The sequence below is a fragment of the Cupriavidus sp. 291-E7 genome, from assembly GCF_057798835.1.
In genome coordinates, this window is the sequence record NZ_JBYOJV010000005.1 from 13,668 (window position 1) to 39,780 (window position 26,113).

The window sequence follows — 26,113 nt, forward strand, 5'->3', positions numbered from 1 at the left end:
ATCACGCCGCGATCATGCGCGTGATCGGCGGCATCGTGCTTTGTATCCTGCTGGCCGCACTCGACCAGACCGTGGTGATCCCGGCCGTGCCGGCCATTGCCAACGACCTGAACGGCTTTGGCCACTTGTCGTGGATCGTCACCGCTTACCTGATCGTGTCGACGGTGACCACGCCGCTGTACGGCAAGCTGTCGGACAGTTTCGGGCGGCGGCGCCTGCTGATGCTGGCGATCTCGCTGTTTATCGCCGCGTCGGTGGCATGCGCGCTGGCCCAGTCGCTGACGCAGCTGATCCTGTTCCGGGCGTTGCAGGGGGTGGGTGGCGGCGGGCTGATGTCGCTGGCGCAGGCGGCCATCGCCGATGTGGTGGCGCCCCGCGAGCGCGGCCGCTACCAGGGCTATCTGGCCACGGTATGGGCGGTTTCGTCGATTGCCGGACCGCTGGTGGGCGGTTGGGTTTCCGATCACATGTCGTGGCGCTGGCTGTTCTGGATCAACGTGCCGCTGGGGCTGCTGGCCATGACCATGTGCTATCGCGGCCTGGCGCATCTGCGCGCGCGTGGCGGCAGGCCGCAGGTGGACTGGCTGGGCGCCTTTCTGCTGGCCGTGGCAATTGTCGCGTTCCTGCTGGCGATGAGCTGGGCGGGCGAAGCGTTCGACTGGATCTCGCTGGAAATGGGCGGCCTGTTGCTGCTGACGATGGCGTCCGTGGCGCTGCTGGCCTGGCAGGAACGCCGCGCCGCGGACCCGATGCTGCCGCCGCGCCTGTTCCGCAATCGTACCTACGTGATGGGCGTGGGCGCATCGGCGCTGGCCGCGCTCAACATCTTCCTGTGCATCTTCGCCCTGCCCCTGCAGTTTCAGCTCGTGCGCGATGCCGATGCCTCGATGTCGGGCCTGCTGGTCGTGCCGTTCCTGTTGTCCACCGTGGCCGGCAATTTCGTGGTGGCCTGGCTTGCGCCGCGCCTTGGCCGCATGCGTGAAATCCTGACCGGGGGCTATGTGGCCGCTTCCATCGGCCTGGTCTCGCTGGCCACCGTCACGGCTGCCGTCCCCACGGCGCTGGTGCTGTTGGCGATGACGGTCGCGGGTATCGGCCTGGGTATGTCGATGGTCGGCACGCTGATTACCGTGCAGAACGCGCTGGAACGCCGCGACATGGGCGCCGGCACGGGCGCCCTGCTGGTGATCCGCTCGCTGGGCAGCGCGTTGGGCGGTGCGCTGGCCGGTACGCTGCTGGCCATGCAATTCCGTAGCGCGCTGGCAAAGTCCGGCGTGACGCAACAACTCGACCTGGGCTCGCTGCGCCACGGCAGCGAGGCGATGGCCCATTTGCCGGCGGCCGTGCACCAGGTACTGGCGGGCGGCGTCGAATCGGGATTCCACCTGATTTTCGCGGCCGGCGCGGTGGCGGCGATCGTGGCGCTGGTCATCGTGCGCAGGATGCCGGATCTGGAACTACGCAGCAGCGTGACCGAGCACGCCGCGAAGATCCATATGGAGTAACCGGAGTAACCGGAGTAACCGGAGTAACGGGACTAACCTGCGCGCCCGGACTCAATGGAACAAGGGCGGCAGGCCATGCCGCCCCGCGCCATGACGCATTACCGCTGAAAGCGTAGACTTGCCTGCACAAACGGAAACCGGAGCCTGAACCCATGCCTCGCCAACGCACCCTGGCAATTGCAGTGAACATGGACCGGACACGCCAACGTGTCCAGCGCGCCGCCCTGCTGAGTGCCCTGGGGCTGGCCGCCGCGGCGGCCCTACTGCCGCACCCCGCCCGCGCCGCCGACAAGTCCGCACCGGTGTCGGCGCAACAGGCGGGCAATTGCCCGGCCTCGCTGAACTTCCGCTTTCCTCGGTTGCAGGACGAATCGCCGCAGAACCTCTGCCAGTACGCGGGCAAGGTCGTGCTGGTGGTCAATACCGCCAGCTATTGTGGTTTCACGCCCCAGTACGAAGGGCTGGAAGCGCTCTACGCCAAGTACCGCGACCGTGGCCTGGTGGTCCTGGGTTTCCCGTCGAACGATTTCTCGCAGGAACCGGGCTCGGCCAAGGAAATTTCCGACTTCTGCTACAACACCTACGGCGTCAAGTTCCCGATGCTCGGCAAGTCTCACGTGCGCGGCGGCGAAGCCAATCCGATGTACCTGATGCTGATCCGCGAGACCGGCACCGCGCCAAAGTGGAACTTCTATAAGTACCTGATCGATCGCAAGGGTCAGGTCGTCGGCAGCTATAACAGCATGGTCAAGCCGGACGACAAACAACTGGTGGCCAGGATCGAGGAACTGCTGAGCACGCGCTAAATACCCGGCGTTGCATCCACCGTTGCTTTCCGCGCAACGCGCTCACCGATCATTGACCCACATCAATTGAAAACCCCGCGCAACTGATACTTTCGCCGGTTAAAAATAACCGCGTGCGCGAAAGGGTGAAATGAGCAGGGTGCTTTTCGAATCGGACGGGCACGTTTGCCTGGCCTTTACGGATCTGGTGGACGACTCGCACGGAGAAGCCGTGCAGAGCAACCAGTTTCTGGTGGTGGACCACGGTCATGCGGCGCTGATCGACCCGGGCGGGCAGATGACCTACAGCGATCTGTACATGGCGATCGCCCGCTTTTTTCCACCCAAGCAGCTGGACTACGTGCTGGCGTCGCATGCGGACCCCGATATCGTGGCGTCGGTGGGGCGCTGGCTGACGGCATCGGAAAGCAAGGTGCTGATCTCCGAAGTCTGGGCACGGTTTCTGCCGCACTTCTGCCAGCTCGGCAAGACGGCGGGGCGTATCGTCCCGATTCCGGACACGGGGCTGATCGTGCCGCTGGGCGCGGCGTCGCTGATTGCGGTCCCGGCGCACTTCCTGCATTCCGAAGGAAATTTCCAGTTTTACGATCCGGTCAGCAAGATCCTGTTTTCGGGAGATCTCGGCGCGTCGATGACGTCCTCCGATGAAGCTGGCGGCGTGGTGACCGATTTCGACGCGCATTCGCAGCGCATGCTCGGCTTTCACCAGCGCTACATGAGCGGCAACCGCGCGTGCCGCCTGTGGGCGGCAATGGCTCGCACCCTCGATATCGCATGGATCGTGCCGCAGCATGGTCCGTCGTTCCGGGGGCGCGAGATGGTGGCGCGCTTTATCGACTGGGTCGATCAGCTCCAGTGCGGGCTGGACCTGATCGACGCCAACAGCTATCGCGTTCCCACGCAGGTCATGCGCTGACGCAGGCCCGCTCAGTCGCGGACCAGGCCCTCGGCACGCATCGCGGCCTGCACGGCAGGACGCGCGGCCACGCGCGACAGGTATTCCTGCAGCTTCGGGTACGCATCCAGCGACAGATGCAGCAGTCGGGCCCAGCTGACGATAGTGAAGCAATACGCATCGGCCACCGTGAATTCACTGCCCATCAGGTAATCGCGCCGCCCCAGGTGGCTGTTCAGTTCGGCAAAGCGTTTGTGCAGTTTCTCCTTGCACGCCTCGGCCGTGCTCGCGGCGGTCTCCTTGTGCCATAGCCAGGGGCTGAACACCTTATGCAGCTCGGTGGAGATCAGCGTGAGCCAGCCGACGGCCTCCAGCCTTGCCGGCGTGCCGGCCGCGGGCAGCAGGTTGCGCGCCGGCACCTGGTCGGCGATGAACTGGAGCAGGGAGGATGCCTCGCTGTGGTGCGACCCGTCGTCGAGCCGGAGCAGCGGCACGTAGCCACGCGGGTGGATCGCGTAATAGTCGTTGGTGCCGTTCTCGGGCTCGGCCAGCGTGTGGTGGATCAGGTCGACGCGGGCCAGCGTCACGGGCAGGCCGGCTTCGCGCAGGGCGATATGAACGGCCATCGAGCAGGCGCCAGGCGAGTAGTAAAGCTTCATGTCGTTCCTCGAGAGGGATGGGTTGGCACGATGCGGGATGCGGCGTGCGGTGAGGCCAGTCTAGGCAGGACGCCGGGGCGCCACAATGCGTGGCCGTGCACACGGGATATGCAAAGATGCACGGGCTGCATGGATCGACGCGCGGGGCAGGGCGCCGCGGTGGCGCACACACGCGGCGCGCTTGCGATATGCTCGCGGGGCTGACGTCACCCCGAGGAGACAACAATGAAACTAGTCCGCGTAGGAAACCCCGGTGCCGAACGCCCGGGCCTGGTAGACCGCGACGGCCGCGTACGCGACCTGTCCGGCGTGATTGGCAATATCGCCCCCGAGCAGCTGGCGCCCCCGGCGCTGGCCAGGCTCGCCGCTATCGACCCCGCAACGTTGCCCGTGGTGGAAGGCCAGCGCTTCGGCGTGCCCTGGTCGGGGATCGGCAAGATCATCGCCATCGGCCTGAACTACGCCGACCACGCCGCCGAAGCAGGCATGCCGCTGCCGGCCGAGCCGATCGTGTTCCTGAAGGCCAATACCTCGCTGAACGGCCCCAACGATGCCGTCATGCTGCCGTTCGAGTCGCAGAAGTCCGATTGGGAGGTGGAGCTCGGCGTGGTCATCGGTACCACCGCCCGTAACGTGTCGAAGGCCCAGGCGCTGGAGCACGTTGCCGGATACTGCGTGGTCAATGATGTGTCGGAGCGCGAATTCCAGCTGGAGCGCGGCGGCACGTGGGACAAAGGCAAGGGCTGCGACACGTTTTGCCCGACCGGCCCGTGGCTGGTCACGCGCGACGAGGTGCCCGACGCGCAGAAGCTGGGCATGTGGCTCGACGTCAATGGCGAGCGCATGCAGAAGGGCAGCACCGCGACGATGGTCTTCGACGTGGCGACCATCGTCAGCTACGTGAGCCGTTTCATGACGCTGGAACCCGGCGACCTGATCGCCACCGGCACGCCACCTGGCGTGGGCATGGGTTTCAAGCCGCCGCGCTACCTGAAGGCCGGCGATGTCATGCGCCTGGGCATCGAAGGCCTGGGTGAGCAAAGCCAGAAAGTCGTGGCGTTCGGCGAACGCTAGATTCTGTGATGTGAAAAATGGGGCCCGCCTCGTGATGCCACGAGGTTCCCCGTTGAAACATCGTCTTTCAAAGCGTCGCGTTTTAAAACAAAGCGTGCGATTAGGGCAACGGTTTACCGCCGATTTGGGGCGCTTTCGCACGAAATTCGCATTCAGGGTTTTACCTGCGGACGGTGCGTGAAATACTGTTCTTACATGATGTCTGCCAAATAAGAGCAATGCCATGTCTGAACACGCCCCCGAACTTGAGTCGATATTAAAGACCGTCTCCGTCAGCCTCGCCAAAGACGCTCCCACCCGCTCCTACTGCACGGTTCACGACACGCTCGACTCGCGTGACGAACTGCAGGACATCCGCCGCAGCATCCACCAGCATCCCGAGCTCGCCTTCAACGAAGTGCGAACCGCCGAACTCGTTGCCGGCAAGCTGGAAGGATGGGGTTATGCCGTGACGCGCGGCGTGGGCGGTACCGGCGTGGTGGCCACCTTGCGCTCGGGCAGCGGCAAGCGCAGCGTCGGCATCCGTGCCGACATGGACGCGCTGCCCATCCACGAGCGGTCTGGTCTGCCATATGCCAGCGTGCATGAGGGAAAGATGCACGCGTGTGGCCACGACGGCCACACGGCCGTCCTGCTTGGTGCCGCGCGCCAGCTGGCGCGCACACGCCACTTCAACGGCACCGTGCACCTGATCTTCCAGCCCGCCGAGGAAATCGGCGCCGGTGGCGGCGCGGAGCGGATGCTGGACGACGGCCTGTTCGAACGCTTCCCGTGCGATGCGATTTTTGGCCTGCACAACCACCCAGGTGTCGAAGCCGGTACCTTCATGTTCCGCAGCGGGCCGTTCATGGCCGCCTGCGACACGGTCACGATCACCATTCGCGGCAAGGGTGGCCACGCGGCGCGGCCGCACCAGTCGATCGACCCGATCCTGGTGGCCGGCAGCCTGGTCATGGCGCTGCAGTCGATCGTCGCCCGCAATGTGGACCCCAATGAAACCGCCGTGGTCACCATCGGCACGCTGCACGCGGGTCATGCACCCAACGTGATTCCCGACAGCGCGCGCATGGAAATCAGCGTACGGTCGTTCAGCGCCGAGGTGCGGGCATCGATGGAGGCGCGCATCCGCCAACTGGTCACGTCGCACGCCGAAGGCTATGGCGCCACGGCCGAGATCGATTACGTGCGCGGCTATCCGGTGCTGGTCAACAGCGAGGCCGAGACCGAGTTCGCGCGTCAGGTGGCCGAGGAACTGGTGGGTCCCGAGCGCGCGATCGGCAATTTCCACCGTATCGCGGGCAGTGAGGACTTTGCGTACTTCCTGCAGCAGCGTCCCGGCTGCTTCGTGCGGATGGGCAACGGCGCCAACCAGCCGTTGCTGCACAACGCCGGCTACGACTTCAACGATGACAATCTGACCGTGGGCGCCGCGTACTGGACGCGCCTGGTCGAGCGCTATCTGACGGAATGAACCAGGGGCCGCGCCGGAGCAGGGCGGCTCACTTGAAGAACGCGCTCGGCGGCACGCCAAACTGCCGCCGGAACATCGTCGCAAAGGCGCTTGGGCTGTCGTAGCCCATCTCCAGCGCCACATCCAGCACCTTGTCGCCAGCGGCCAGCCGCTCCAGCGCGGCCAGCAGCCGGGCCTGCTGGCGCCACTGGCCGAACGTCATCCCCGTTTCGCGTGCAAAACGCCGCTGGATCGTCTTTGGGTCCACGCCAAGGCGTTCGCCCCAATCGGCCAGCGTCAGCGCGTTGTCCGGTGAGCCGACGATCTCATCGCAGATGCTGCGCAAGCCCTGGTCGGTGGGTCGCGGCAGGTGCAGCGGCAGCGTCGGCACGAGCTTGACTTCGTCGAGCAGCAGCCGCATCAGGCGGCCGTCGCGCGACTCGGCTTCATATCGCGGGGGAATATCGATGGCCGCCAGGATCAGCTCGCGCAGCAGCGGCGAGATGCCCAGCACAGTGCAGCGCGTGGGCAGGTCCGGTGCGGCATCCGGGCGGATATAGGCGGTGCGCATCTGCACGCGCCCGACCATGCGAATCCAGTGCACGGTGCCGCCCGGCATCCACATGCCGCGCGTCGGTGGCACCGTCCATTGCCCCTCGGCGGTGGACACCACCATCACGCCATGCATGGCATGGATCAACTGGGCATGCGGGTGCTGGTGAGGCTTGGTGACGTGGCCGGGCACATAGTCGGCCGCCATCGCCGTGACGGGCATCGGACTGCGGTCGTACTGGAGATAGGCGGGGCGCTCGGAATAGGTATCGGCGCGGCTATCCATGTCCGGATCGCGCGGTGCATCGGCGGGCAACGGCTTGCTGCCCGCTGTGTCGTGGTCGACCCACGAAATCCGCGGCTTGGCTGGCTTGCCGCGTTGCGGGGGGCGTTGGGCACCGGGCATGTCCTTTTCTCCAAAGTTGCGGCCCCATTCTCGCAGGACAGGCGCGATTTTGCCAATTAGCATCGTCACTCTCCCCGAATGCCGGGCTGCAGGTGGCACCCGGGGATTCCAGAAAGAGAACTGGCCAATGCGCCCCCGACCATGAGCACAACCGTCAATACCGCCGCCGCCGCGGCACATCGAGAGGAGGGCACGCGCTTCCGCGTGCTGTACGCGATCAGCTTCGCGCACTTCCTCAACGACATGATTCAGTCGCTGATCCTTGCCATCTATCCGATGCTGAAGGGCGGCTTCAACCTGAGCTTCACGCAGATCGGCCTGCTGACGCTGACGTACCAGATCACCGCATCGCTGCTACAGCCCATCGTCGGCCTGTACACGGACAAGCATCCGAAACCCCACTCGCTGGCCATCGGCATGGGCTTCACGCTGGGCGGCCTGCTGCTGCTGTCGGTGGCGCCCAGCTATGGCGTGCTGCTGATCGCCGCCGCGCTGGTCGGGACGGGGTCGTCGATCTTCCACCCGGAATCGTCGCGCGTGGCGCGCCTGGCGTCGGGTGGCCAGCATGGCCTGGCGCAGTCGATCTTCCAGGTTGGCGGCAATGGCGGCAGTGCGATGGGGCCGCTGCTGGCGGCGTGGATTGTTCATACGCAAGGCAGCGTGGCGTGGTTCTCGCTGGCCGCACTGCTGGCCATCGCCGTGCTGTGGCAGATCGGTGGCTGGTACGGCCGGCACCTGGCCGAGCGCGCCGCGAAGAAGAAGGCCGCGACCGGGGTGGTGAACAAGCTGCCGACGTCGACCGTGGTGCGCGCGATTTCGGTGCTGCTGCTGCTGATCTTCTCCAAGTATTTCTACATGGCCAGCCTGAACACGTACTACACGTTCTATCTGATGGAGAAGTTCGGCCTGCCGCGCGAGACGTCGCAGATCTACCTGTTCCTCTTCCTGTTTGCGGTGGCCGCGGGCACGATCCTGGGCGGTCCGATCGGTGACCGCATTGGTCGCAAGCGCGTGATCTGGGCGTCGATCCTTGGCGTGGCGCCGTTCACGCTGATGCTGCCGCACGCCAACCTGTTCTGGACGGCCGTGCTGACGGTGATCATCGGCTTTATCCTGGCATCGGCGTTTTCGGCCATCCTGGTGTTCGCCCAGGAGCTGATTCCGGGCAAGGTCGGCATGGTCTCGGGCCTGTTTTTCGGCTTCGCGTTCGGCATGGGCGGCATCGGCGCCGCGGTGCTGGGCAAGCTGGCCGATGCGCATGGCATCGAGGCCGTCTACCAGTTCTGCGCGTTCCTGCCGCTGCTGGGGCTGCTGGCAGTATTCCTGCCCGACCTGCGGGAGCGGGCGAAGGCGGCCTGATCCGGGTCCCTGGGGCGTGGTTGTCCCTCTCCCTTGCGGGAGAGGGAGCAAGCGCCCAGTCCTTCAGTCTTTCAGTCCTTCAGTCCTTCAGTCTCTCGGCGCTGCTTACTTCCCGGCCTTGTCCTGCGACACGTCCATGATCATCCGGGTCAGCAGGTAAAGGCGCGGCGTGACCGAGTTCAGGTCCACGTACTCGGCATCGTTCGAATGCGCGCCAAAGCCGCGCAGGCCAAAGCGCTCGATTACCGGTGCCTTGGTGGCGGCAGCCGCGAATGCGGCGTCGGTGCCGCCGCCTTCCGCCGTGTCATACACGGCCAGTTTCTCGCCGATTTCCGCATAGATGCCCTGCGCGTGCGCCGCCAGCGCGCGTGCGGCCGGGGTGGCCTCCAGCGGCGGGCGGCGGCGCTCGAACTTGACCTCGACCTTGGTATCGGAAATCAGCTTCTTCTGGGTCCGTTCCTGAAGCGTCTTTTCCAGCGCGTCGTAGTCGGACGTACGCAGCACGCGCACATCGGCTTGTGCCGTGGCGACGGCCGGAATCACGTTGCGGTTGGTGCCGGCCTGTGCCAGCGTCCAGTTCACCTTCAGCCCGGCGTCGGGCTTCGACAGATCGCGCATCTGCAGGATCTGCTGTGACATTTCATACAGCGCGTTGCGGCCAAGCTCGGGCGAACTGCCCGCATGCGAGGACTTGCCTTCCACCTTGAGCGCGATGGCGCCAATGCCGCTGGTGGCCAGCGACAAGCGGTCGCCGGTCACACGCGTGGCTTCACAGGAGAACACGGCGTTCTGCTCCGCGCCGAGCCTGGTCAGCGTTGCGCGGGCGCCGGGCGAGCTGATTTCCTCGTCGCCGTTGATCAGCACGGTCAGCGTGCCGTAGTCCTTGAAGTTCATCTTCTGAAGGATGGCCACGGTGTGCAGGATCACAGCCACGCCGTTCTTGTCATCGGCAATGCCCAGGCCGTAGGCGCGGTCGCCGTCCACCCGGAACGGCTGCTGGGCCAGCATGCCGCGCAGGTAGACCGTGTCCATATGCGCGATCAGCATGATCTTGCGCTTGCCCGTGCCCTTGAAAGTGGCATGCACCATCTTGCCGACTTTCGCGGGCGTGTCTTCCATGCGATAGACCTCCGTCGGCTCCACGAGTCTGGCGTCGCCACCCAGCGCGGCCAGGCGGTCGCGGATCAGGTTGGCGATGCGGTCAAGTCCCTCGATGTCCTTGCTGCCTGACTCGATCGACACCAGGTCCTGCATCGTGTCGATCAGCGCGGGCTTTTCCTGCTGGGCCAGCTGGTAGACGGGTTCCACCGGCGCGGCGTGCGCGGCCGCGGCGAGCAGGGCGGCGGTCAGCGCGGCGGCGAGAGCGGAAGGGCGGGGGCGAAAAGCGGTCATGCGGTGTGGCTCCTGTTTGTTATTGGTGGTGCGAAGCCCACATGTTGCGCGCGCAATGTCCAGGGGTCCAGTGCCCTGGCATCAGTTTTGCGGCATCATCTCGGTCATGAAGTCCGCCGTGCCCCAGCCCTCCGCAATGCCTGCCACATCCGCCCGTCCCGCCTGCGCCCACTGCCTTGCCCTGGCCGAAGATCCGCGCCGCCGCGAGCCGCATGCATGCCTGGCGCTGCGCAGCACCGCGCCGCTGGTCAGCCAGAGCGCGGCCGGCGTGCCCTTCAGCATGATGTCGTTCACCTGCCGCGAGTGCGGCACGGCATGGCGCCTCTACGATCGTGCCAACGAACTGTTCGTGTCGTGGGTGCCCGAGCATCCGCTGGTGCGATAGCCGCCCAGGCGCCATGAACGCAATGGCCGATCGGCTAAGATAGCGGCTGGCCGGACGCCGACATCGACGCCGCTGCTGCTCGTCCCGTCCGGATTCCCGACGCTTTCCCCACGTTTCTCCCCTTCCGAAGCCCGATCATGGCCGTTTTTCGCCTTCTGCCGCTGCGCGCCGCCTGCTTTGCCGTTGCCCTGATTTCCACCGCTGCCGCGCCCGTCTTTGCCGCCGACAACTATCCGAGCCGGCCGATCCGCATGATCGTCGCCTATCCCACGGGCGGCATCAGCGATGCCGTGGCACGCGCGCTGGGTGAAAAGCTGTCGCAGCAGATGGGTACGTCGGTCGTGGTGGAAAACAAGGCCGGCGCCGGCGGCAGCATCGGCATGGATGCCGTGGCCAAGGCGGCCCCCGATGGCTACACGCTGGGCTTCTCGTCGACCAGCCCGCTGACGCTCAATCCCCATGTGGGCCATGTCAACTACGACCCCCAGCGCGATGTGGCGCCGGTCATGAGTGTCATGTACTCGCCCGTGCTGGTGGTCGCCACGCCGAGCTTTGGCGGCAAGACGTTCCAGGACCTGATTGCGCAGTCGAAGGCCAAGCCGGGTTCGGTGCGCTGGGCGACGTCGGGGCTGGGCACCGTGGGCCACGTGATGCTGGAACAGATCCGGTCGAAATCGAAGGCCGATATCACGCTGATTCCCTACAAGGGCGCGGGCCAGCAATTGAACGATGCACTGGGCGGCCAGTTCGAGGCCATGAGCACGAACGCCAGCCCGATGCTGACCCAGCATATGCAGGCAGGACGCTTGCGCGCGATCGCCGTCGGGGCACCGAAGCGGCTTGAAAGCCTGCCCAATGTGCCGACGTTCGACGAACTCGGCTATCCGAAGGCCAACCTGACCTCGACGTTCGGCATCTTCGCCCCTGGCAAGACGCCGGCGGCCATCGTCGACAAGCTCAATGCCGAGCTGAACAAGGCACTGGCCGAGCCGGACGTACGTGAACGCCTGATGCGCGGCGGCGAAGTGCCCACCGGTGGCACGGCAAAGCAATTCGCCACGGCCATCCGCGCCGAATCGCAGGAAAACGCACGCATCGTCAAGGAAGCCGGCATCAAGGCCGACTGACCGCGTCGCTAGGCCACGTCCAGACGGCTGCCTAGCTTGTAGACCGTCCGCAGCATCACGCCGTTGAAGGGCCATAGCGCGAGCTTGGTCCGGATGCGCGACAGATGGCTGTCGATCGTGCGCGCCTGTTCGCGCATGGCCGCGCCGCTCCACACCTTGTCGATCATCGTGCGCCGCGAGATCAGCGTGCCGATGTTGCGGAACATCAGCAGCGCCAGCGCGTATTCCTTCGGTGACAGCGTCACGGGAATGCCCTTGACCCATACCTGGCGCTCGGGCACCGAGAAACGAAACTCGCCACAGACCAGTTGGTCCGGACAATTGTCGAGCGCCGCGGACGGTGCCGTGGCCGGGCGAATCGGTTCCGTGGTGGCGCGGCGGGCCAGCGCTTCGATGCGCGCCAGCAGTTCCCCGTCGCGCACAGGCTGCGCCACGTAGGCATCGGCGCCGGCCATCAGGCAGCGCGCCACATCCGACTCCGCATCGCTGGCGCCAAGCATCATCACCGGCAGACCATTTCCGAGCGTGCGTCGGACCCAGTCCAGCAGTTCTTCGGCATTGGCGTCCGCCACGTCGCGGTCCAGCAGCAGCATGTCAAAGGGTTCGCGATGGATGGCGGCGACCAGCCGCGCGCCGCATTGAAAGCGCGTCATGCGGTGTCCGCCCCGGTGCAAGGCACGCTCGAGCACGATGATCCGGGCCGGATTGTCTTCAAGCGCGGCGATCTTCACGTTGGTTTCCTCCCCGTCCTTGCCGTCATTCGGCGCGGCCAATGTTAGGCCGCCCACCCGTTGCGGCCGAAGTAAACATTTGTGGCGGACCAAAAAATGAGCATCGTCTTATAGGGTTTGTGCGTGACTCAGCATCTAATGATCGCTGGGCACATTACCTGTGCGCCTGACAAGGTGCGACGACGCATGACAAGAACGGGACTCAGAGTCGCTTCACTGGAAAACGACGCCGCGCAGGCCGCGATGATCCGCGGCATTGTGACGGGCGCGGGCCATGAATGCGTGACGTTTATCGATGGCCGGCGCATGTTGCTGACCTTGCGCAAGGTTGCATTCGACCTGCTGCTGCTGGAGTGGGACGTGCCGCACGTCACCGGGCTGGAGGTCCTGGACTGGGCGCGCGGGCACCTGGATTCGCGCCTGCCCGTGATGTTCATCGCGCAGCGCGGGCGCGAGTCCGATATCGGGGCGGCCCTGGCAGCGGGCGCCGACGACTACATGGCCAAGCCGATCCGGGCCGTGGAATTGTCCGCTCGCATCCAGGCGCTGCTGCGGCGGGTCTATCCCGATACCCGCCAGCGCGACGACGACCGGCTGGGCTGGGGCCCGTACACGTTCGACCTGGTCACGCGCCAGACCGCGCGCGATGGCGTAGTGGTGCCGCTGACGCCGAAGGAATTCGATCTTGCGTTGCTGATGTTCCGCAATGCCAATCGGGTGGTGTCGCGCGAACACATGGTGACGGCGGTCTGGGGCCGCGAATTTTCGCCGATGTCACGCACGATCGATACGCATATCTCGCGCGTGCGGAACAAGCTCGGGCTGTGGGAGAACAACGGGGTACGTGTGATACCGGTCTACACGTTCGGCTACCGGCTGGAATTGCTGGCGGACCAGATGTCCACGCCTGCCTCGGCAGCACAAAAAAAAGGCACCCGAAGGTGCCTTTCCCAAAACAGTTGATCAAACAGCGATCAGAAAATGTGGCGGATGCCGGCGGCGATGCCGGTCTGGTTGTTGCGGCCCGGCAGTTCGGTCTTGGCGCCACCGGTGACCTTGTTGAAGTCAACCGTGCCATAGACCTGCGTGCGCTTCGACAGCGAGTACTCGGCCAGCAGAACGCCGGTGTAGCGCTTGCCGCTGTTGTCGTTGATGCCGTTCTTGTTGTCGATGAAGTCGCCGTAGAACACGCCGGTCAGTGCCAGTGCCGGGGTGGCCTGGTACGTCGCGCCGATGTAGCCGATCGTGTCCTTACGCGGGTTGGCCTGTGCGTTGCCGCCGGCCGGAATCGGGTTGCCCGAGTTGGCCGGGGTGAAGAAGCCCGAATCGATCGTGCCGGTCTTGTCCTTGCCGCCTACGTAACCCAGGAACAGCTTCGTTGCGCCGACCGTGTACTTACCGGCCACGCCCCACATTTGCTGCTTGTTCTTGGCAGCGGTGGTGTCGCGGAATTCCTGATACACGGCGCCGATACCGAACGGTCCGATGTCGTACGAAGCACGCGTGCCCCAGTACTGGCCCTTGGTCAGGCTGCCGGCTTGTTCGCCGAAGCCGTAGCTGGCGCCGACGTTCAGGCCGCTGAACGAACCCGAGTAGCTGACCACGTTGTCCGAACGGAACTGGGTCAGGAAGAACGGCCAGGCGTTGTTGTCGTAGTTACCGATGGTCAGCGGGTCGAAGTCGCCGAACAGGTTAAAGCCTTCGGTGTACTGACGGCCCAGCTTGATCGCGCCGAAGTCGCCGGCCAGGCCGACATAGGCTTGACGACCGAACAGGCGGCCACCTTGGTTGGCCTTGCCGGTGTCCGGATCGAAACCGTTTTCCAGCTGGAAGATTGCCTTCAGGTTGTTACCCAGGGCTTCCGAGCCCTTCAGGCCCCAACGGCTGTTGGTGATCGCGCCGTTCGTTACCTGGGTCTGGCTGTGGTTGCCAGCATCAGCGTTGGTTTGGAAACGGACGCTTTGGTCAACGATACCGTACAGCGTCACCGAGTTTTGAGCGAATGCGCTGCCGGCGCACAACGAGCCAATTGCGAGGGTCAGTAGCGATTTCTTCATGGTGCTCCTTTTCTGTCTTGTGGTTGGATCGCCCCGGATCGCGGCGCGTCCATCTTTGTGGATAACGTTTGCACTAAACGCCGCGAAAATTTAACAAAAGGCGGATCGTTACGACATAAATCCGAAGCTCAGGCGCACTTCGAGAAGACATTTGGTGCAAATCCGTTGGTTTGCCGCTACACAATGTCACGAAGCTGACTAAATGGTGCAAGGCAACACGCGCCAAGGCGGTGCATGCAAGGCGGGGAGCGGGAAAGGAGGCGGGACGCAGCACGCATCGCAACCGCCACACGGGGCGGTTGCTGCGCTGCAATATCCCCAACGAACGTGGGGAAGGGTTATCCCTCGAAAGGGATCGGTGACATGCGCGGTGGCGTGCTCAGGCCTGGGGGATCTCGATCTTGACCTCGAGCACTTCGAGGTTGTCCTGGCGCTCCAGGCTCACGCGCAGATCCTGGTCGCTGATCTTCACGTATTTCGAGATCACGGCCACCAGTTCACGCTGCAGGGCCGGCAGGTAATCGGCCGGCGCGGAATGGCCGGACCGCTCGTGGGCGAGAATGATCTGCAGCCGCTCTTTGGCGACCGATGCGGATTTCTTCTTCTCCCCCAACAGGAAGGACAGGATCGACATATGGATGAGTCCTCCTTTACTTGTTGCCGAAGATGCGCGAGAACAGCCCCGGCTTCTGGTAGTCAGTGAAACGCAACGGCTTGTCCTTGCCCAGGAAGCGGTCCACCACGTCGCCGTAGGCGTCGGCCACGTCGGTGCCTTCCAGATGGATGGCCGGCGTGCCCTGGTTCGACGCGTGCAGCACGGCTTCCGATTCCGGCACCACGCCGATCAGCTTGATGCGCAGGATTTCCTGGATGTCGGTCAGCGACAGCATCTCGCCACCGTGCACGCGCTTGGGGTTGTAGCGCGTGATCAGCAGGTGTTCCTTGATCGGGTCGCCTTCGCTGGCGCGCTTGGTCTTCGAGGCCAGGATGCCGAGGATGCGGTCCGAGTCACGTACGGACGACACTTCGGGATTGGTCACGATCAGTGCCTCGTCGGCAAAGTACATGGCCATCAGCGCGCCGGTTTCGATGCCGGCCGGCGAATCGCAGATGATGTATTCGAAATCCATGCCCTTCAGGTCGTTGATGACCTTTTCCACGCCTTCGCGGGTCAGCGCTTCCTTGTCGCGCGTCTGCGAGGCCGGCAGGATGAACAGGTTTTCGCACTTCTTGTCCTTGATCAGTGCCTGGTTCAGGTTGGCTTCGCCCTGCACCACGTTGATCAGGTCATACACCACACGGCGCTCGCAACCCATGATCAGGTCGAGGTTGCGCAGGCCGACGTCGAAATCGATCACGGCAGTCTTGTGGCCGCGCAGTGCCAGGCCAGCGGCGAAGCTCGCGCTGGTGGTGGTCTTGCCAACGCCCCCCTTGCCGGAGGTCACTACGATGATTTTTGTCATGGCTCTTGGGTCCGGTATGAGTGGATTTGTTTCGTTCTGATGGGCACCGCGGTCATTTCATCCGCAGCGGTTCAAGAATCAGCTTTTCGTCGGCCAGGCGTACCTGGGCCGATTTGCCGAGCACGTCGGCCGGAAGCGTCTGCTCCGCGGTCCGGTAGATGCCGGCGATGGAAATCAGTTCGGGCTCCAGGCACGTGCAGAAAATGCGCGCGTCCGGGTTGCCCTTGACGCCCGCCAGCGCACGGCCGCGCAGCGGGGCGTAGATATGGATGTTGCCTTCGGCGATGACCTCGGCGCCGTAGCTGACCAGGTCCAGAATCACCACATCGCCCTGCGCGTAGACCTGCTGGCCGGAGCGCAGCGGCTTGTCGATCAGCAGCGTGGGAATGGCGCGCGGCGTGGCGGCCGCGGCGTTGGCGGCGGCCATGATTTCGGCGATTTCCGATGCCGAGCCGTTGATCGGGCCGTTCGTCGAGGCGGCCGCCGTCTCCGATTCCGCGCTGCCGGCTACCTCGGCCGGTGCCTCGTCTTCCGCCCTGGGAGCGGCTTGCGCGGGTTCGTTACGGCCTCCGCGCCGGCTCTGGCTATCCAGCAGCGGCAGGCCGAAGCTGCCCGCCCAGCCGCGCTGGTCGGCGCGCGCCACCACGCCAATGGCGCGGGCATTCAGGGTGGAAAGGGTCTCGATCACGCGGTCCAGCGCCAGCGCGCTGTCACCGTCCAGGCGGCGCAGGTCCAGCGCCACCACATCGTCTGAGAAGAAATCGGGAGTCGATTCGAAGCGGGAGAGGAGATCGTCCCGCAGCGCGTCCATGTCTGCGGTCTGCAGTGCGAGAAGGAGGGCGTCGACATTGCCACTGCGCAGCTCGAAGCGTGGCGATTTCTTCTGGGACATAGCCGGGTGACCGTGGAAATGGGACATTCTAACGTCGGATTTCCGGGGAACTGTAACAAATATTGGTTCGCCGGCCGGGGGGTGGACCATGCGGACCATATGCGCCGGCACGGTGCCGCCCCAAGTGCCCCGCAGCACGATACGGGTACACCCTGATGTCAGCGCAACGCCTATCGCGTGCGCGACGCCCGCTTGCTAGCATTGCGCATCTTCATATCGGATGCATTCATGGGCGCCATCGTCAATTGCGCGGCGTATCGCGACGGCAAGAAGCTCGGCAAGGTCGATTTCGCGGATATCGCGCAGGCGCTGGCGGAACCCGGCACCTTCGTCTGGCTGGGGCTGCATGAGCCGGACCTGGCACTGCTGCGCAAGGTGCAGCAGGCGTTCGGGCTGCACGACCTGGCCGTGGAGGATGCGCTGGACGCCCATCAGCGGCCCAAGCTCGAATCCTATGGCGATTCGGTCTTCGTGGTGCTCAATACCGCGCAGCTGGTGGGAGAAGAGGTCGTGGTCGGCGAGACCCACCTGTTCGTCGGCCCCAATTACGTGGTGTCCGTGCGCCACGGCGCCAGTTCCACCTATGCGCCCGTGCGCAACCGCTGCGAGGAGGATCCCCAGGGGCTGGCTCATGGGCCCGGTTACGTGCTCTATGCGCTGATGGACTTCGTGGTCGATCACTACCTGCCCATCGTCACGCGCCTGGAGGACGCCTTCGAGCAACTGGAGCAGGGCATTTTCCGCGACGAATTCGACCGCGAAGCCATCCAGCGGCTCTATCACGTCAAGCACCAGGTGCTACGGCTGCGCAATGCGGTGTATCCGGTCGAAGATATGTGCGCCCAGCTGATCCGCCTGCATGAAGACCTGGTGCCGAAGGAGCTTCGCGCCTACTTCCGCGATATCGAGGACCACTGCAGCCGCGTCGTGCGGTCGCTGGACGTGGTGCGTGAAATGCTGACCACAGCGGTGCAGGTCAACCTGGCGCTCGTCACGGTGACGCAGAACGAGGTGGTCAAGCGCCTGGCGGGGTGGGGCGCCATCCTGGCGGTGCCGACGGTGGTGTTCTCGCTGTACGGCATGAACTTCAATTTCATGCCCGAACTGAAGTGGCACTACGCCTATCCCGCGGTGATCGGCTTCACGGCCACGGCGTGCGGATTTCTCTGGCGAAAGCTGCACCGGGCCGGCTGGATCTGACCGGGGTCATTCGCTGCGAGCCCCGCTCTCACATGAGAAAACCGGGCTCTGGCGCCGTCATTCGGGTCATTTTTATATTTCGTTTACACCCCCTTTCCCCCTCTCTACCCCGTTTTTACTCCCCGATCCCTAACCTCCTATCCGTGAATCACTCTGCAGGCGCCATGCCTGCATACACATCATGGACGGGATCTATTTCCTCGTATTGCTGGCCTTCGGCGCGTTGACGGGCGCGCTGCTGGCCCTATGCGCCGCGCTTGGCGCCAATCTGCCGTCGGGGCGAGGCGGCACCGACGACGGCGCGGCATCGAAGCATTCGGCAAACGACAGGGGCCTCTGATGAACTGGACCGACCTGCTCAGTGGCGGCCTGGCCGTCGCCATCTTCATTTACCTGCTCGTTGCGCTCTTCCGGCCGGAGAAATTCTGATGTCGACGCCGAACTTTTCGCAGTTCATTGGACTCCTCGTCCTGTTTCTCGCCATCCTTTTCGTGGCGGGGCCTTTCCTCGGGCGCTACATGCGCCGCGCGATGGAGGAGGGTAACTACGCGCTGACGGCATGGGGCCGTCCGCTGGAACGTCTGCTGTATCGCCTGGCCGGCGTGCGTGCCGATGCCGAAATGGGCTGGAAGCAATACGCGATTGCCGTGATCGTGTTCAACGTGCTTGGCGTGATCGCCGTGTACGCCATCCAGCGCCTGCAGGGCATGCTGCCGCTGAACCCGCAAGGGTTTGGCGCGGTGTCGCCCGATTCATCGTTCAACACCGCCGTCAGCTTTGTCGCCAATACGAACTGGCAGGGCTACGCCGGTGAGTCGACGATGAGCTACCTGACGCAGATGCTGGCGCTGACCGTGCAGAACTTCTTCTCGGCGGCCACCGGCATCGCCGTGGTGTTCGCGCTGATCCGCGGCTTTGCGCGCCACAGTGCCAAGACCATCGGCAATTTCTGGGTCGACCTCACGCGCAGCACGATGTATGTGCTGCTGCCGCTGTCGATCGTCACCGCCGTGGTCCTGGTCGGCCAGGGCGTGATCCAGAACTTCGACAGCTACAAGGAAGTGAACCTGGTTTCGGCTGTCGAATATTCGCAACCCAAGGTCGACGCGGCAGGCCAACCGGTCCTCGACAAGGATGGCAAGCCCGTCACCGAAGACGCAAAGACCGGCACGCAGACGCTGGCAATGGGTCCGGTCGCTTCGCAGGAAGCGATCAAGATGATCGGCACCAACGGCGGTGGCTTCTTCAATGCCAACTCCGCGCATCCGTTCGAGAACCCGACGCCGCTGGCGAACCTGATCGAGATGCTCGCGATCTTCCTGATCCCCGCCGCGCTGTGCTTCACGTTCGGCGAGATGGTGAAGGACCGCCGCCAGGGCGTGGCGGTGATTGCATCGATGACAGTGATCTTCGTGGTGATGGCGCTCGCGGCGATGGCTTCCGAAGCGCAGGTCAACGCGGCGCTGGCTTCGTTGTCGGTTGATCATGTGGCGTCCGCGCTGCAGGCCGGCGGCAACATGGAAGGCAAGGAGGTGCGCTTCGGCATCTCGGCCAGCGCACTGTTCGCCACGATCACTACCGCTGCATCGTGTGGCGCGGTCAATGCCATGCACGACTCGTTCACGGCCATCGGCGGATTGGTGCCGATGCTGTTGATGCAGCTCGGCGAAGTGGTGTTCGGCGGCGTGGGATCGGGCCTCTACGGCATGCTCGTCTACGCGGTGCTTGCCGTGTTCATCGCGGGCCTGATGATCGGTCGCACGCCCGAGTATCTGGGCAAGAAGATCGAAGCGTACGAGATGAAGATGACCGCCGTGGCCATCCTGGTCACGCCGTTGCTGGTGCTGGTTGGCACGGCCATCGCCGTGATGGTCGAACCGGGACGTGCGGGCGTGTTCAACCCGGGCACGCATGGCTTCTCTGAAGTCCTGTACGCGCTGTCCTCGGCGGCCAACAACAACGGCAGCGCCTTCGCCGGACTCTCGGCCAACACGCCGTTCTATAACGTGCTGCTCGCCGCGGCGATGTGGTTCGGACGTTTCTGGATCATCGTGCCGGTGCTGGCGATGGCCGGATCGCTGGCCGCCAAGCGGCGCACGCCTGCCACGTCCGGCACGATGCCCACGCATGGTCCGTTGTTCGTCGTGCTGCTGGTGGGTTCGGTGCTGCTGGTTGGCGCATTGACCTATGTGCCTGCACTGGCCCTTGGCCCGGTGGCAGAGCAACTGCAGCCTGCTGCGGTCGCGGCGGCTGGCAAGTAATACGCGGAGAATTCGTATGCAACAACATACCCCGGCGAGCCACACCCAAAGCACCACGCCGTCACGCACCCCCGGCGCCACCACCGTGACCGGCGGTGTGCCGCATCACCCGCGCCCCGCGCGCGGGATGTTCGCCCCCGAGCTGGTCAAGCCGGCCATGCGCGATGCCTTGCGCAAGCTCACGCCGCGCGCCCAGCTGCGCAACCCGGTGATGTTCGTGGTCTACGCGGGCAGCATCCTGACCACGATCCTGTTCCTGCGCGCCTGGCTGCAGCCCACGCAGGGCGGCGAATCGGCAGGCTTCATCCTGGCCGTGGCGATCTGGCTCTGGTTCACGGTGCTGTTTGCCAATTTCGCCGAAGCACTGGCGGAAGGCCGCAGCAAGCAACAGGCCGCCGCGCTGCGGGGCCTCAAGACCACCACGATGGCGCGCGTGGTGCGCACGGGCCGCAGCGATGCGCGTGCCAACGGCGCCACCGAACCGCGCGCGGCAACGGAGCTGCGCAAGGGCGATATCGTCCTCGTCGAAGCCGGTGAGATGATTCCCGGCGACGGCGAAGTCATCGAAGGCGTGGCATCGGTTGACGAAAGCGCCATCACTGGCGAATCGGCACCGGTGATCCGCGAATCGGGTGGCGATTTCTCTTCGGTCACGGGCGGCACGCGCGTGCTGTCGGATTGGATCGTGGTGCGTATCACGACCAACCCTGGCGAGAGTTTCATCGACCGCATGATCAGCATGGTCGAAGGCGCCAAGCGTCAGAAGACGCCGAACGAACTGGCGCTGACCATCCTGCTGGTGGGGCTGACGCTGGTGCTGCTGCTGGCCACCGTGACATTGCAGCCGTACTCGCTCTACGCGGTGCTGGTGACCAAGGCCGGCGTGCCGGTATCGGTGACGGTGCTGGTGGCGCTGCTTGTCTGCCTGATTCCGACGACGATCGGCGGTCTGCTGTCCGCCATCGGCGTGGCCGGCATGAGCCGCATGATGGAGGCGAACGTGATCGCCACCTCCGGTCGTGCGGTGGAAGCGGCCGGCGACGTGGACGTGCTGCTGCTGGACAAGACCGGCACGATCACGCACGGCAATCGCCAGGCCGCGCGGTTCATCTGCGCACCGGGCGTGAACGCGCGTCAACTGGCGGAGGCCGCATGGCTGTCGTCGCTGGCCGATGAAACGCCGGAAGGCCGCAGCATCGTCACGCTGGCACGCCAGCAGCCCGGCGTCACGGCGCCCGAGATGGGGCAACGTGGCCTGGCCGCACCAGTTTTCGTGCCGTTCACCGCGCAGACGCGCATGAGCGGTGTCGATGTCGCGCAGGGCAACGTTGTACGCAGCGTGCGCAAGGGCGCGGCCGATGCGGTGCGCCGCTACGTGACCGAGCGGGCCGGCAAGTTCCCGGAGGCGGTGATGCAGGCCGTCGACGACGTGGCGCGCGCCGGCAGCACGCCGCTGGTGGTGGCCGAAGCAGTCTCCGAAGGGACTGAGGACACCGTGCGCGTGCTGGGCGTGGTCGAGCTCAAGGACATCGTCAAGACCGGCATCCGCGAGCGTTTTGGCGAGCTGCGCAAGATGGGCATCCGCACCGTGATGATCACGGGCGACAACCGGTTGACGGCGGCATCGATCGCGGCCGAGGCAGGCGTCGATGACTTCCTGGCCGAAGCCACGCCCGAGGCCAAGCTGGCGCTGATCCGCGAGTACCAGGGGCAGGGCCGCCTGGTGGCGATGACCGGCGACGGCACCAACGATGCGCCGGCGCTTGCGCAGGCCGACGTGGCCGTGGCGATGAACAGCGGCACGCAGGCGGCGCGCGAGGCCGGCAACATGGTCGATCTGGACAGCAATCCGACCAAGCTGATCGAGATCGTCGAGATCGGCAAGCAGATGCTGATGACGCGCGGGTCGCTGACCACGTTCAGCGTGGCCAACGACGTGGCCAAGTACTTCGCGATCATCCCGGCCGCGTTTGCCACGACGTATCCGCAATTGAACCTGCTGAACGTGATGCACTTGTCCACGCCAGCGTCCGCGATCATGTCCGCCGTGATCTTCAACGCGCTGATCATCGTGGCACTGATTCCGCTGGCGCTGCGTGGCGTGGTGTATCGCCCGCTGGGTGCCGCCACGCTGTTGCGACGCAACCTGGTGATCTACGGGCTGGGCGGCATTCTGGTGCCATTCGTGGGCATCAAGCTGATCGACCTGCTGCTGACGATGTTCGGCTGGATCTGAGTCTGGAGAACTACTATGCCTTCACAAGCCAATACCCTGACCGAACCCGCACGCCAAGGCGGCATGCTGCGTCCGGCGCTGACCGTATTCATCGCTTTGTCCATCATCACGGGGCTGCTCTATCCGGGCGTGGTCACCGGCATCGCCAGCGCCGTGTTTCCGCATCAGGCGGCCGGCTCGCTGATCGTGCGGGACGGCAAGGCCGTCGGCTCCGAGCTGATCGGTCAGCCGTTTTCGGACCCAAAGTACTTCTGGGGAAGACTGTCGGCCACGGCCCCGATGCCTTATAACGCGGCGGCATCCGTTGGCTCGAATCTGGGGCCGACCAACCCCGCGCTGACCGACGCGGCGCGCGCACGCATCGATGCGCTGCAGGCAGCCGATCCCGATAACAAGGCGCCGGTGCCGGTGGATCTGGTGACGGCGTCAGGCAGCGGGCTGGACCCGCATATCAGTCCCGCGGCGGCGCAGTACCAGGCGGCGCGCGTGGCGCGTGTGCGCGGCGTGCCGACGGCAAAGGTCGAAGCATTGATCGCGGCGAATACCGACGGGCCTGGCCTTGGCGTGCTCGGTGAGCCGGGTGTCAACGTGCTGAAGCTGAATCTGGCGCTGGATGCTGCGAAGTAGGCGCGTGGCAGTTGACGGGCTTGCCCTCTCCCCCGCCCCTCTCCCGCGCGCGGGAGAGGGGAGCACGCAGGGAGTATTTGAGACGCCGCTGGAGACACCATCGGTTGTCTCCCCTCTCCCGCGCGCGGGAGAGGGGCCGGGGGAGAGGGCCGGCGCGTCCAAACACGACACCTGCCTGCGTGGCACAATTCCCGCACGATGACCGACGCCTCCCGCCCAGACCCCGACGCCCTGCTACAGCGCATGCAGGCGGAAGACGTGCGCGCCGCGCGCGGCAAGCTGCGCGTCTACTTTGGTGCATCGGCCGGCGTGGGCAAGACATTCGCCATGCTCACCGCCGCCCGCGCCTTGCGCGAGCAGGGCGTGGATGTGGTGATCGGCGTAATCGAGACGCACGGCCGCGCCGAAACCGAGGCGATGGTCGAAGGGCTGGAACGTCTGCCACTGCGCGATGTGTCTTATCGTGATCGCGTGCTGCAGGAGTTCGATCTCGACGGCGCGCTGATGCGGCGCCCGGCCCTGATCCTCGTCGACGAACTCGCGCACTCGAACGCGGCGGGCAGCCGCCATCCCAAGCGCTGGCAGGACATCCAGGAGCTGCAGGCAGCGGGCATCGACGTCTGGACCACGGTCAACGTGCAGCATCTGGACAGCCTGAACCAGGCCGTGGGCGGCATCACCGGCGTGCGCGTCTGGGAAACCGTGCCGGACGCGGTATTCGATGGCGCCGATGAAGTGGTGCTGGTGGACCTGCCGGCCGACGAACTGCTGCGGCGTCTGCGCGAAGGCAAGGTCTACCTGCCCGACCAGGCGCGCCACGCCGCGCGCAACTTCTTCCGTAAAGGCAACCTGATCGCGCTGCGTGAGCTGGCCCTTCGACGCACGGCGGATCGCGTGGACGACGACGTGCGCGCGTATCGCCACGCCGAGGCGATCGAACCGGTGTGGCGCACGCGAGAGGCCGTGCTGGCCTGCATCGGCACGGGAGACGATGCCGAACAGGTGGTGCGCAGTGCGCGCCGGCTGGCCAGTCAGCTCGATTGCGACTGGCATGTGGTGACCATTGCCACGCCGCGCCTGATGCCGCTGGCGGACACGGTGCGCGTGCGTGTGCGCGCCGCGATGCAACTGGCCGAGGAGCTTGGCGCGCGCACCGAAACCCTGGCCGGTCACGACATGGTGAAAGCGGTGTCCGGTTACATACGCCGCCACAATCTCACCAAAGCGCTGGTGGGCCGCGCGCGCAACGACTGGCATGCCGAAGGCAATCTCGTCGACCAGGCACGCATGTGGCTTGCACGCATGCTGTCGCCGGTGCTCGGGGCGGGCAACCGGTTGATCGGCAAGCAGACGTTTGCCGACGCGCTGGCCGCCGGCTGTCCCGAAATCGACGTGATTCGCGTGGCTGCCGATACCACGCGCACGGATCTGCGCCCGCGCGTACCGGTGACGACGGACGCGCATCACGACGCCGACGCGCAGGCGGCGGCCGAGCTGGCCCGCACGCGCAGGCGCGACTATGCATTTGCGGTGGTGTGGTGCGCCGGAGCCACGGTGTTGTCGACGCTCACGCGCCCGTGGTTCGACATGGTGAATATCGCCATGCTGTTTCTGGCGGCGGTGGTGGCAGTCGCACTGCGCCACGGACGCGGTCCCGCCGCGCTGGCGTCGGTGCTTGGCGTGGCCGCGTTCGATTTCTTCATCGTGCCGCCACGCATGTCGTTTGCGGTTAGCGACGTGCAGTACCTGCTCACATTCGTCGTGCTGCTGGCGGTGGGCCTGGTGATCGGGCAACTGACCGCGGGGCTGCGCGAGCAGGCGCAGGTGGCCGTGCGGCGCGAGACCGACGCGCGCACGCTTTATGAACTGGCGCGTGAATTGTCGGCCGCGCTGACCACGGATCAGATTGTCGAGATTGGCAGCCGCTTCATGCGCGCCGCGTTCGACGCGCAGGCGACCTTCTTCCTTGTCTCGGAACAAGGCAGGCTGATGCGGATGGCCGACGGCGCCCAGAACGAGAAGACTGGCAAGGGCGAGGCAATCGACACGGTGCTGGCGCAATGGGTGTTCGATCACGGCCAGCCCGCCGGTACCGGCACCCATACGTTGCCGGGCAGTACCGTGCTCTATCTGCCGCTCAAGGCCCCGATGCAGACGCGCGGTGTGCTGGCCGTGGAGCCGCGCGCATGGCATGCGCTGGCCGAACCGGAATTGCGCCGCCAGGCCGATGTGTTCGCCACGCTGGTCGCCATCGGCATCGAGCGCCTGCACTATGTGGAAGTGGCGCAGCGCGCGCTGGTGTCGATCGAATCGGAGCGGCTGCGCAGCTCGCTGCTGGCGGCGGTATCGCACGACCTGCGCACGCCGCTGACCGGACTGATCGGCATGGCCGAAACACTGCAGCGCGCCGATCCGCCGCTGACGCCCGACGTGGCGGAAACGGTCGTGGCCATCCGCGGGCAGGCACAACGCATGCGCACGATGGTGGTGAACCTGCTCGACATGGCGAAGCTGCAGCAGCACGATGTGGCGCTGCAGCGTGGCTGGCAATCGCTGGAGGAGCTGGTGGGCGCGGCGCTGGCGTCGATGCGTGAAGCGCTCAAAGCTCACCGTGTGCAGGTGGCGGACCTGTCCGCGCTGCCGCTGGTGGAATGCGACGGCGTGCTGATGGAGCGCGTGCTGTGCAACCTGCTGGAAAACGCCGCCAAGTACACGGCGCCGGGCACGCTCGTGCGCATCCGGGGCGAGTTACTCGACCACGAGGTACGTCTGGTCGTCGAGGATGAAGGCCCCGGCGTGCCGCCGGGCCAGGAACGTCACGTCTTCGAGAAATTCACGCGGGGCCAGCGCGAGTCCGCCACGGCGGGCGTCGGTCTTGGGCTAGCCGTGTGCGAAGCCATCGTGCAGGCGCATGGTGGCCGCATCTGGGTGGAAGCGGCGCGGCCGGGCGCCCGTTTCACGCTGGCGCTGCCGCGCGGCAATCCTCCGTCGATCGAGCCGGAACCGCTCGACATCACTCTTCCTGATCCGCACTGA

24 protein-coding genes are annotated in these 26,113 nt (G+C 65.3%); 16 read left to right on the plus strand and 8 right to left on the minus strand.

The window, feature by feature from the left end:
- Positions 1-14 precede the first annotated feature (14 nt).
- From AC3FLX_RS10490 to AC3FLX_RS10500, 3 genes are all read left to right on the plus strand, one after another.
- Positions 15-1,505 carry an MDR family MFS transporter gene (locus AC3FLX_RS10490; protein ID WP_488696760.1) on the plus strand — a complete coding sequence of 497 codons (1,491 nt, stop codon included), beginning with the start codon at positions 15-17 and terminating at the stop codon, positions 1,503-1,505.
- A gap of 188 nt (positions 1,506-1,693) precedes the next feature.
- Positions 1,694-2,311, plus strand: a complete 618-nt coding sequence (locus AC3FLX_RS10495) for a glutathione peroxidase (protein ID WP_488696761.1) — start codon at positions 1,694-1,696, stop codon at positions 2,309-2,311.
- A 130-nt stretch (positions 2,312-2,441) separates the two neighbouring features.
- The gene (locus AC3FLX_RS10500) at positions 2,442-3,227 is read left to right on the plus strand and encodes an oxygen-binding di-iron domain-containing protein (protein WP_488696256.1); all 786 of its coding nucleotides are present in this window, start codon (positions 2,442-2,444) and stop codon (positions 3,225-3,227) included.
- 11 nt (positions 3,228-3,238) lie between these two features.
- Here the strand turns inward: AC3FLX_RS10500 and gstA are convergent, their stop codons facing one another.
- Positions 3,239-3,865, minus strand: coding sequence for a glutathione transferase GstA (gstA, locus tag AC3FLX_RS10505; RefSeq protein WP_488696258.1), 627 nt, complete (start codon positions 3,863-3,865; stop codon positions 3,239-3,241).
- A 225-nt stretch (positions 3,866-4,090) separates the two neighbouring features.
- Here gstA and AC3FLX_RS10510 point away from each other — a divergent pair, with 225 nt between their 5' ends.
- Positions 4,091-4,939, plus strand: coding sequence for a fumarylacetoacetate hydrolase family protein (locus AC3FLX_RS10510; RefSeq protein ID WP_488696260.1), 849 nt, complete (start codon positions 4,091-4,093; stop codon positions 4,937-4,939).
- 223 nt (positions 4,940-5,162) lie between these two features.
- Positions 5,163-6,410, plus strand: coding sequence for a M20 aminoacylase family protein (locus AC3FLX_RS10515; protein ID WP_488696262.1), 1,248 nt, complete (start codon positions 5,163-5,165; stop codon positions 6,408-6,410).
- A 28-nt stretch (positions 6,411-6,438) separates the two neighbouring features.
- On the opposite strand, the gene AC3FLX_RS10520 is transcribed toward AC3FLX_RS10515, so the two are convergent.
- Positions 6,439-7,227 carry an AraC family transcriptional regulator gene (locus AC3FLX_RS10520; protein WP_488696763.1) on the minus strand — a complete coding sequence of 263 codons (789 nt, stop codon included), beginning with the start codon at positions 7,225-7,227 and terminating at the stop codon, positions 6,439-6,441.
- A gap of 261 nt (positions 7,228-7,488) precedes the next feature.
- Between AC3FLX_RS10520 and AC3FLX_RS10525 the strand changes: the two genes are divergently transcribed.
- Complete coding sequence (locus AC3FLX_RS10525; protein ID WP_488696264.1) at positions 7,489-8,706, plus strand: MFS transporter; 1,218 nt, start codon at positions 7,489-7,491, stop codon at positions 8,704-8,706.
- A 105-nt stretch (positions 8,707-8,811) separates the two neighbouring features.
- Here AC3FLX_RS10525 and AC3FLX_RS10530 read toward each other — a convergent pair whose 3' ends face one another.
- The gene (locus tag AC3FLX_RS10530) at positions 8,812-10,098 is read right to left on the minus strand and encodes a M20/M25/M40 family metallo-hydrolase (RefSeq protein ID WP_488696266.1); all 1,287 of its coding nucleotides are present in this window, start codon (positions 10,096-10,098) and stop codon (positions 8,812-8,814) included.
- A gap of 106 nt (positions 10,099-10,204) precedes the next feature.
- Between AC3FLX_RS10530 and AC3FLX_RS10535 the strand changes: the two genes are divergently transcribed.
- Together AC3FLX_RS10535 and AC3FLX_RS10540 are read left to right on the plus strand one after the other, a co-directional pair.
- Entirely contained in the window at positions 10,205-10,483 is a 279-nt protein-coding gene (locus AC3FLX_RS10535; RefSeq protein ID WP_488696764.1) for a hypothetical protein, read from the plus strand.
- Between the two features lie 137 nt (positions 10,484-10,620).
- Positions 10,621-11,610 carry a Bug family tripartite tricarboxylate transporter substrate binding protein gene (locus AC3FLX_RS10540; protein ID WP_488696268.1) on the plus strand — a complete coding sequence of 330 codons (990 nt, stop codon included), beginning with the start codon at positions 10,621-10,623 and terminating at the stop codon, positions 11,608-11,610.
- Between the two features lie 8 nt (positions 11,611-11,618).
- On the opposite strand, the gene AC3FLX_RS10545 is transcribed toward AC3FLX_RS10540, so the two are convergent.
- On the minus strand, positions 11,619-12,341 hold the full coding sequence (locus AC3FLX_RS10545) for a response regulator transcription factor (RefSeq protein ID WP_488696269.1): 723 nt from the start codon (positions 12,339-12,341) through the stop codon (positions 11,619-11,621).
- A gap of 186 nt (positions 12,342-12,527) precedes the next feature.
- On the opposite strand from AC3FLX_RS10545, the gene AC3FLX_RS10550 reads away from it, so the two are divergent.
- On the plus strand, positions 12,528-13,304 hold the full coding sequence (locus AC3FLX_RS10550; RefSeq protein WP_488696271.1) for a response regulator transcription factor: 777 nt from the start codon (positions 12,528-12,530) through the stop codon (positions 13,302-13,304).
- Between the two features lie 11 nt (positions 13,305-13,315).
- Here AC3FLX_RS10550 and AC3FLX_RS10555 read toward each other — a convergent pair whose 3' ends face one another.
- The 4 genes from AC3FLX_RS10555 to minC form a co-directional block, all read right to left on the minus strand.
- Entirely contained in the window at positions 13,316-14,398 is a 1,083-nt protein-coding gene (locus AC3FLX_RS10555; protein WP_488696273.1) for a porin, read from the minus strand.
- A gap of 379 nt (positions 14,399-14,777) precedes the next feature.
- Positions 14,778-15,032 carry a cell division topological specificity factor MinE gene (gene minE / locus AC3FLX_RS10560; RefSeq protein ID WP_008645119.1) on the minus strand — a complete coding sequence of 85 codons (255 nt, stop codon included), beginning with the start codon at positions 15,030-15,032 and terminating at the stop codon, positions 14,778-14,780.
- A gap of 16 nt (positions 15,033-15,048) precedes the next feature.
- Complete coding sequence (gene minD / locus AC3FLX_RS10565) at positions 15,049-15,861, minus strand: septum site-determining protein MinD (protein ID WP_488696274.1); 813 nt, start codon at positions 15,859-15,861, stop codon at positions 15,049-15,051.
- Positions 15,862-15,913: 52 nt separating this feature from the next.
- Positions 15,914-16,753 (minus strand): septum site-determining protein MinC, encoded by an 840-nt coding sequence (minC, locus tag AC3FLX_RS10570; protein ID WP_488696275.1) that lies wholly within the window; start codon positions 16,751-16,753, stop codon positions 15,914-15,916.
- A 228-nt stretch (positions 16,754-16,981) separates the two neighbouring features.
- Between minC and AC3FLX_RS10575 the strand changes: the two genes are divergently transcribed.
- From AC3FLX_RS10575 to AC3FLX_RS10605, 7 genes are all read left to right on the plus strand, one after another.
- Complete coding sequence (locus tag AC3FLX_RS10575; RefSeq protein WP_488696276.1) at positions 16,982-17,953, plus strand: magnesium and cobalt transport protein CorA; 972 nt, start codon at positions 16,982-16,984, stop codon at positions 17,951-17,953.
- 181 nt (positions 17,954-18,134) lie between these two features.
- Positions 18,135-18,293, plus strand: a complete 159-nt coding sequence (locus tag AC3FLX_RS10580) for a hypothetical protein (RefSeq protein ID WP_488696278.1) — start codon at positions 18,135-18,137, stop codon at positions 18,291-18,293.
- The gene (gene kdpF, locus AC3FLX_RS10585) at positions 18,293-18,382 is read left to right on the plus strand and encodes a K(+)-transporting ATPase subunit F (RefSeq protein ID WP_109582419.1); all 90 of its coding nucleotides are present in this window, start codon (positions 18,293-18,295) and stop codon (positions 18,380-18,382) included. Before AC3FLX_RS10580 ends, kdpF begins: the two co-directional genes overlap by 1 nt.
- Positions 18,382-20,214, plus strand: coding sequence for a potassium-transporting ATPase subunit KdpA (kdpA, locus tag AC3FLX_RS10590; protein ID WP_488696281.1), 1,833 nt, complete (start codon positions 18,382-18,384; stop codon positions 20,212-20,214). Before kdpF ends, kdpA begins: the two co-directional genes overlap by 1 nt.
- Positions 20,215-20,341: 127 nt before the next feature.
- Positions 20,342-22,450, plus strand: coding sequence for a potassium-transporting ATPase subunit KdpB (gene kdpB / locus AC3FLX_RS10595; protein WP_488696766.1), 2,109 nt, complete (start codon positions 20,342-20,344; stop codon positions 22,448-22,450).
- A gap of 15 nt (positions 22,451-22,465) precedes the next feature.
- Positions 22,466-23,077, plus strand: a complete 612-nt coding sequence (kdpC, locus tag AC3FLX_RS10600) for a potassium-transporting ATPase subunit KdpC (protein ID WP_488696283.1) — start codon at positions 22,466-22,468, stop codon at positions 23,075-23,077.
- Between the two features lie 198 nt (positions 23,078-23,275).
- A complete protein-coding gene (locus tag AC3FLX_RS10605; RefSeq protein WP_488696285.1) occupies positions 23,276-26,113 on the plus strand; it encodes a DUF4118 domain-containing protein in 2,838 nt (945 codons plus the stop codon).